The sequence below is a fragment of the Winogradskyella sp. genome (assembly GCF_045105575.1).
GTDB lineage: Bacteria > Bacteroidota > Bacteroidia > Flavobacteriales > Flavobacteriaceae > Winogradskyella.
In genome coordinates, this window is sequence record NZ_JBGCDQ010000021.1 from 34577 (window position 1) to 42010 (window position 7434).

Consider the following 7434-nt stretch of genomic DNA (forward strand, 5'->3'; position numbering starts at 1 on the left):
AAAAATAGATTCATAATTTTCAGCCACAGGATTAAATCGATTCAAACATGTCACGTAGAAGACGACAAAGTATAGGATTTGGATATATAGGTTTTGGCAATAGTCAGGCGACCTTTAATCAAAAATCAACAACACCTTTTTCTAAATATAAGGAAAAGCTCGATATGGAAGCGCATCTGCATTACAAAATGAATTTTTTGCATCAAGATTTAAGCAAAGAAGACAAACAAAAAATTAAAGATAAATTAAGACGTCAAGAACGTAAATTATTCAAACGTACTGCCATTATTAGTCTCATCGTTTTTGCCGTTATTGTTTATGTTTCTTATTATTTAATCACACAAATATTATCTCGCTAAACCCTCAAATGATTCACTTTTTTAATTTAATCCGTTGGAAAAATTTACTGATGATTGCACTCACGCAATATTTAGTAAAATATGCACTTTTAGAACCTTTTCGTGAGAGTCACAGTGTGATTACCACCTTGAGCGATTTCAACTTTTTTCTACTGGTTTTAGCGACACTTTGCATTGCTGCTGGTGGCTATGTTATCAACGATGTTTACGATGTTGAAACCGATGCTATCAACAAACCAAACCAACGCATCATCAATAAACTCATTACAGAAAAAACAGCTACTACATTATTTATGGTGCTTAATATCATTGGTGTTGGCTTAGGGTTTTATTTATCTAACGGCATTGGTAAATCTGGTTTTTTCGCCATTTTCTTTGTCGCTTCTGCTGTACTTTATATTTATTCAACCTCACTAAAACAAATTGCGATTGTTGGTAATATCATCGTATCTATAGTCGTAGCCTTAAGCATTTTATTGGTTGGTATTTATGAGTTAGTACCTGCCATGAATTTGAATAATAAGGCCGTTCAAACCACATTTTTATACATTATAAGAGACTACGCTATTTTCGCTTTTATAATTAACCTTGTTAGAGAACTGGTTAAAGATCTTGAAGATTTTGATGGTGATCACCAAACTGGTATACAAACACTGCCTGTACTTTTAGGTAAAGTGAAAACGAACAAAATTGTGTTTATAATCTCACTAATTCCCATAGTATCCATTGTTTATTATGTGATTACGTATTTATTTAAACAGCAATTAGTGGTTGGTTATTTTTTAGTTTTGGTTGTTGCGCCTTTAATTTACGGCAGCATCAAACTATTTAATGCTGAAGAAACTCAGCACTACAAACGCATTAGTCTTGTTTTAAAATTAACGATGTTCACAGGCATGCTGTCTTTATTATTATATAATTTTATCTTGAAATAATATGCGTAACGCTAAACTCAAAAACTTCAATATTATTTTAGCATCAGCATCACCACGTCGTCATGCATTTTTAAAAGCCATGGATCTCGATTTTGAAATTCAGCTAAAACCTGTTGAAGAAATTTATCCTGAACATTTAAAAAGTTACGAAATCACAGACTATTTAGCAAAACTAAAAGCAGAACCTTTTGCTAAGGCTATCCATGCGAAAGACATTCTCATTACCAGCGACACCATTGTATGGCTAGATGAAAAAGCCATTGGCAAACCCAAAGATGCAGACGATGCTTTTTATATGATAAAATCTTTAAGTGATAAAACGCATGACGTGGTGACATCTATCTGTTTTACGCAACCATCAGGACAAAAATTAGTCAATACCATAACCAAAGTGACCTTTAAAGCGTTGACTGATGAAGAAATCAAGTACTACATCGATCATTACAAACCTTTTGATAAAGCTGGTGCTTATGGCATCCAAGAATGGATTGGTGCTATTGGAATCACAAGTGTAGAAGGCTCATATAATAATGTCGTTGGCTTACCAACGCATTTACTTTACGAAACGTTAAATGCCATTGCTGAAGGCGCTTAGGATTGTAAATTTGTTTTGGAATGATACAACATATCATCTTCTATCCTACTCTTAATTAGGATTCAGAATTATAAAAGCAAGCGCTATGACTAGAATTAACAAAACTTTTCTTTTAACAGGAATAATAATAATCTTCATTTTAAATTCCTGCAAAGACAATACAGCCGAAGTTTCAGAAATATTAGCTGTTGCAACATCTCAAACAGAAGCAACAATAGCGCCAGAGACCAAACTCACAGAAGCTTTTAAAGGGTATTGGTACAATGGTGAAGCAGAAATTACTTCCTATAAATTAGAGCAAGCACGTTATGGTGAAATGCGAGAAGGCGAGGCTGTTTTGGTATTTGTGACTGAAGACTTTTTACCTCAACAACAAGTAAAGGCTGATAACTATAGTGAGCAAAACATCCCAGTTTTAAAATTGAATGCCACTAAAAATTTCAATACTGGTATTTATCAATATTCAATTATGCAGAGTACATTTTATCCTGTGGCAAACAACAAACATACGCTTAAAATTTCGGCTTCAGTACAGGAATGGTGTGGCCATGTGTATTCGCAATTGAATAACCGAGATACGTTTGAAGTTACCTCGCATTCTTACTTTCAAAGTGAAGGTGATGAAAGCTTCACCTTAGAAAAAACATGGACAGAAAATGAACTTTGGACCAAATTACGCATCGATCCTAAAAGTTTACCTGTTGGACAAATCTCACTAGTACCATCATTAGAATTCACCCGATTAAAACACAGAACCATAAAAGCATATAACGCAACAGCTACGATAGATAATGGAACATATACTATTGCATACAGCAATTTAAACAGAACGCTAAAAATTAATTTTAATCCAAATTTTCCTTATGATATTATAGGTTGGGAAGAAGTGATGTCTAGTGGTTACGGTCCTTCTGAAACCACCTTAACTACAAAAGCTACAAAGTTAGAGCTCATAAAATCAGCCTACTGGAGTAAAAATAGTAACGCAGACGAAACCCTTAGAGAAACTTTAAAATTGCAATAGAGTTTATATTATCTCAACTATATTTGTGTGACTAAATACCTGTTACATGAACGATTATTTTTCTAACTACCAAGATGAGATTATTCATACTTTAATCTTGTTAGTGCTGTTATCTATAATTAGAGCCATTATCGTGGTTACTGTAAAAAGAATCGGCAAAAAAAGTGGCACAACCGAAGCACGAGCAGCTTTAATTGGCCGTTACGCAACTGTCGCTCTGGTTCTTATCGCCATTCTTATAGAAGCTTTTATTCTTGGCGCGAAAACACACGACGTTACGCTAGTGTTTTCGTCGGTCTTTGCCGTAATTGGTGTTGCGCTTTTTGCCATTTGGTCCATTCTAAGTAATGTTACTTCAGGCGTTATTATGTTTTTCTCGTTTCCTTACAAGGTTGGAGATAAAATTAAAATTCACGATAAAGATTATCCCGTAGAAGCCATTATTGAAGACATTAGAGCCTTTCAAATTCATTTAAGAGAAGATAATGGTGATTTGGTTACCTATCCAAACAATCTAATTCTTCAAAAAGCGGTAACTTTAATGCAAAAGGACGCCTTAGACGATACGAGTATTTTATAAATTATGAGGAAGAGAGCTAAAAAACGTACTGAGAATTATAAGAAGCATGTCGGACAAATTCCTGGAACACTAGTTTACACAGGAAAAAAATCTGACAAAAAACTGCATATTGAATCCTTCGACTATAATAAAGAACATGTTGAAGAAACCGTTTTATTAAATATCGCAGACGCTATTCCTTTTAAAGATACGGATTCGGTAACGTGGATAAATATTAATGGTCTGCAATATACCAAAGAGATCGAATCCATCGGAAACCAATATGGTCTTCATCCTTTAGTTTTAGAAGATATCGTAAACACAGCGCAACGACCTAAAATAGACGAATATGACGATTATCTTTTTGTGGTTTTAAAAATGCTCTATTACGATAAAGACGAAAACATTGTAATTGAACAAGTCAGTTTTGTGTTAGGCAAAAACTATGTCATCTCGTTTCAAGAATCCGAAGGTGATGTTTTTGATATTATTAGAGAACGTCTTAGGTTAGGTAATGGACGTATTAGAGGACTAAAATCCGATTATTTATTGTATGCCTTAATAGATGCCGTTGTAGATAATTACTTCAGCATAATCGAAACTTTAGGCAATAAAATTGAAGACTTAGAAACCGAACTTTTTGCAGGAACTGCAAGAGAAGGTGTCAACATAGAAATTCAACAACTAAAGCGCGAAATTTTAAAAGTACGTCGTGCTATATTTCCACTTCGTGAGATTATTAGTCGTATTGAAAAAGGCGAACACCCTTTAATTTACAAACGCACAATTACTTATTATCGAGATGTTTACGATCACTTAATTCAAGTATCTGAAAACATTGATATTTACCGTGAAATGATTTGGAGTTTAATGGACATGTATATGACCACCATTAGCAATAAGATGAATGAAGTGATGAAAGTCCTCACTATTATGTCTACCATTTTTATTCCACTCACCTTCCTCGCAGGTCTTTATGGCATGAATTTTAAACACATTCCAGAGCTCAATTATCACAACGGATATTTTGTGCTTTTGGGTGTTATGTTAGTGATGTTTATTGCTTTGTTGTTTTATTTTAAACGTAAGAAGTGGTTGTAAAATAAGCACAGATTGTATTTTTTGAATGCAGTTTCAAAAATCTTCAAAGACCTTTCAGGTTTTGAAAACCTGAAAGGTCTGAATTCGTCATGTCATTCATGTAAAACTATCCTGCCATTTCCTAAGCGTTAAATAAATCTAAAACAAATGCTATAAGTTACTAACTTTCCTATATTTGAAACGCAACTAACTAACCACCTCATGTACCAATTTAGACTTTGTCTATTACTTGTATTTAGTACCATTGTATCATTACAAGCACAACAACCCAAAACGTATGCATCGTCAGAAATTTACGAAGCCGTTCAAAAACTCAACGTTTTAGGATCAGTTTTATACATTGCTGCACATCCTGATGATGAAAATACACGTCTCATTTCATATATGTCTAATGAGGTGAAAGCACGTACAGCCTATTTATCGTTAACCCGAGGTGATGGCGGACAAAACCTCATTGGTCCAGAAATTAGAGAACTTTTAGGCGTCATAAGAACACAAGAATTATTAGCAGCCAGACGTGTCGATGGTGGCGAACAACGTTTCACAAGAGCCAATGATTTTGGGTATTCTAAGCATCCTGACGAAACTTTAGAAATTTGGAATAAAGACGAAGTGCTGTCAGACGTCGTTTGGGCCATTCGAGAATTTAAACCAGATATTATTATCAATCGCTTTGATCATAGAACTGCAGGAAGAACGCACGGACATCACACCAGTTCGGCCATGTTAAGTATGGAAGCTTTTGATTTGGCTAATGATGCTACCAAATACCCTTCGCAATTAACACTCACCGAAACATGGCAGCCAACACGCCTATTCTTTAACACATCTTGGTGGTTTTATGGCAGTCAAGAAAAATTTGAAGCAGCAGATAAAAGCAACATGCTTAATTTTGATATTGGAGTATACTATCCAACCAAGGGCATGTCTAACAACGAACTAGCGTCTTTAGCTAGTAGTCAGCATTTATGTCAAGGTTTTGGTCGATTATCACAACGTGGCTCTCAACAAGAATATATAGAATATTTAAAAGGGGAACCTTTAGAAAATAACGACGATGTCTTTTCTGGTATTGATACCTCTTGGAATCGAATTGAAGGTGGTGCAGCCATAGGCAACATCATGACTGCGATTGAAAACAACTTCAACTTCGTGAATCCTTCGATGCATCTTCCACAACTTTTAGAAGCGTACAAATTACTTCAAAATGTAAAAAATGAGCACTGGAAAACCATTAAAACCAAAGAACTAAAAACCATTATTGAAGCTTGTGCTGGTTTGTATTTGGAAGTCTCAGCTCAAAATCCGCACGCCGCACCAAACACAGACGTTGGTCTTAAAATGGAAGTTTTAAACCGAAGTAAAGCGAACATCACCTTAGACTCTTATAAATTATCGACGCTTCAAAACGGCATTTCAAAACAAATGGCACTACCAGCCAATCAACGGTTAAATTTTGACGAAAACATTAACATTCCCAATAATAGCAATTACACGACGCCCTATTGGTTAAATACACAAAGTACTTTAGGCATGTATAGTGTCACAGACCAAAATCTCATTGGTTTACCTGAAACACCACGCGCTGTATTTGTCGATTTTAATTTAATGATTGAAGGCACACCAATTACGATTACCAAACCTGTCATCCATCGCTATTCGAAGCCAGATAAAGGTGAATTGTATCGTCCGTTTGAAATCATTCCTGTAGTGTCTGCAAGCCTGAGTAACGAAGTCTATATTTTCGATAACGATCAACAAAAAGAAATTGAAGTCATCGTTAGAGCAGGAAAAAATAATATTGACGGCTTTGTGCAAATGGCATATCCTGATGGTTGGACGGTTTTTCCAGATAAACAAAACGTAAGCATTACTAATAAAGGAGACATTCAAAAAGTCATCTTTACCATGATTCCACCAAAAAATCAAAATGAAGGCTTAATTACACCAATGGTAAATGTTGATGGCGAATTTTACACCGATGAATTGATTGAAATCGATTATGAACACATTCCATTTCAAACCGTTTTAATCCCTAGTGAAAGTAAAGTGGTGCGATTAAATATTAAAAAGGCAGGCACAAACATCGGCTATATTGAAGGTGCTGGTGATGTGGTTCCTGAAAGTTTACGACAAATTGGTTATAACGTTACTATTATTCCACCAGAGGATATTTCCCCTGAAAATCTCTCTAATTTCGATGCGATTGTAGTCGGTATTCGTGCTTACAATATTGTAGAAGCTTTAAAATTTAAACAAAAATATTTGCTAGACTATGTGAAGGAAGGTGGCAACTTGGTGATTCAATACAACACCAGCAGAGGCATTAAAGTTGATAATTTAGCACCTTACGATTTAAAATTATCACGTGATCGTGTGACTGACGAAAACGCCCTTATCAGAATTTTAGAACCCAATCATCCCATTTTAAATTTTCCAAACAAAATCGGCATTCAAGATTTTGAAGGTTGGGTACAAGAACGCGGTTTGTATTTCCCTAATGAATGGGCAGATGAATTCACGCCACTACTCGCTTCTAATGACAAAGGAGAATCTTCTAAAGAAGGAGCATTACTCGTTGCCAAATACGGAAAAGGCAATTATATTTATACAGGTTTAAGTTTTTTTAGAGAATTTCCGGCTGGAGTCTCAGGTGCTTTCAGATTATTTGCTAACTTACTCGCCGCAGGAAAAGACGATAAAATGCCTTTGAAGAATTGAGAGGAGTGAGAAGTGAGAAGTGAGAAGTGAGAAGTGAGAAGTGAGAAGTGAGAAGTGAGAAGTGAGAAGTGAGAAGTGAGAAGTGAGAAGTGAGAAGTGAGAAGTGAGAAGTGAGAAGTGAGAAGTGAGAAGTGAGAAGT

At 35.3% G+C, this 7434-nt stretch carries 7 protein-coding genes; all 7 read left to right on the forward strand.

The genetic code is table 11. The features are described from left to right. Positions 1-47 precede the first annotated feature (47 nt). The 7 genes from AB8B52_RS05025 (at position 48) to AB8B52_RS05055 (ending at position 7294) form a co-directional block, all read left to right on the forward strand. Positions 48-359 carry a hypothetical protein gene (locus AB8B52_RS05025; protein WP_406025849.1) on the forward strand — a complete coding sequence of 104 codons (312 nt, stop codon included), beginning with the start codon at positions 48-50 and terminating at the stop codon, positions 357-359. A gap of 8 nt (positions 360-367) precedes the next feature. Continuing rightward, the gene (locus AB8B52_RS05030) at positions 368-1294 is read left to right on the forward strand and encodes a geranylgeranylglycerol-phosphate geranylgeranyltransferase (protein WP_406025851.1); all 927 of its coding nucleotides are present in this window, start codon (positions 368-370) and stop codon (positions 1292-1294) included. 1 nt (position 1295) lies between these two features. After that, entirely contained in the window at positions 1296-1889 is a 594-nt protein-coding gene (locus tag AB8B52_RS05035; protein WP_406025853.1) for a Maf-like protein, read from the forward strand. An 85-nt stretch (positions 1890-1974) separates the two neighbouring features. Then, positions 1975-2913, forward strand: a complete 939-nt coding sequence (locus AB8B52_RS05040; RefSeq protein WP_406025855.1) for a septum formation inhibitor Maf — start codon at positions 1975-1977, stop codon at positions 2911-2913. Between the two features lie 46 nt (positions 2914-2959). Beyond that, entirely contained in the window at positions 2960-3493 is a 534-nt protein-coding gene (locus AB8B52_RS05045) for a mechanosensitive ion channel domain-containing protein (protein ID WP_406025857.1), read from the forward strand. 3 nt (positions 3494-3496) lie between these two features. Beyond that, positions 3497-4573: a magnesium/cobalt transporter CorA gene (gene corA / locus AB8B52_RS05050; protein WP_406025859.1), complete on the forward strand. Its 1077-nt coding sequence runs from the start codon at positions 3497-3499 to the stop codon at positions 4571-4573. A 201-nt stretch (positions 4574-4774) separates the two neighbouring features. Continuing rightward, positions 4775-7294, forward strand: coding sequence for a PIG-L family deacetylase (locus tag AB8B52_RS05055; RefSeq protein ID WP_406025861.1), 2520 nt, complete (start codon positions 4775-4777; stop codon positions 7292-7294). Positions 7295-7434 lie beyond the last annotated feature (140 nt).

What these genes read in the sequence shown, in the direction of transcription:
- corA (WP_406025859.1), top strand. Translation starts at nt 3,497, where the DNA reads ATGAGGAAGAGAGCTAAAAAACGTACTGAGAATTATAAGAAGCATGTC.
- AB8B52_RS05035 (WP_406025853.1), top strand. Translation starts at nt 1,296, where the DNA reads ATGCGTAACGCTAAACTCAAAAACTTCAATATTATTTTAGCATCAGCA.
- AB8B52_RS05045 (WP_406025857.1), top strand. Translation starts at nt 2,960, where the DNA reads ATGAACGATTATTTTTCTAACTACCAAGATGAGATTATTCATACTTTA.
- AB8B52_RS05025 (WP_406025849.1), top strand. Translation starts at nt 48, where the DNA reads ATGTCACGTAGAAGACGACAAAGTATAGGATTTGGATATATAGGTTTT.
- AB8B52_RS05055 (WP_406025861.1), top strand. Translation starts at nt 4,775, where the DNA reads ATGTACCAATTTAGACTTTGTCTATTACTTGTATTTAGTACCATTGTA.
- AB8B52_RS05040 (WP_406025855.1), top strand. Translation starts at nt 1,975, where the DNA reads ATGACTAGAATTAACAAAACTTTTCTTTTAACAGGAATAATAATAATC.
- AB8B52_RS05030 (WP_406025851.1), top strand. Translation starts at nt 368, where the DNA reads ATGATTCACTTTTTTAATTTAATCCGTTGGAAAAATTTACTGATGATT.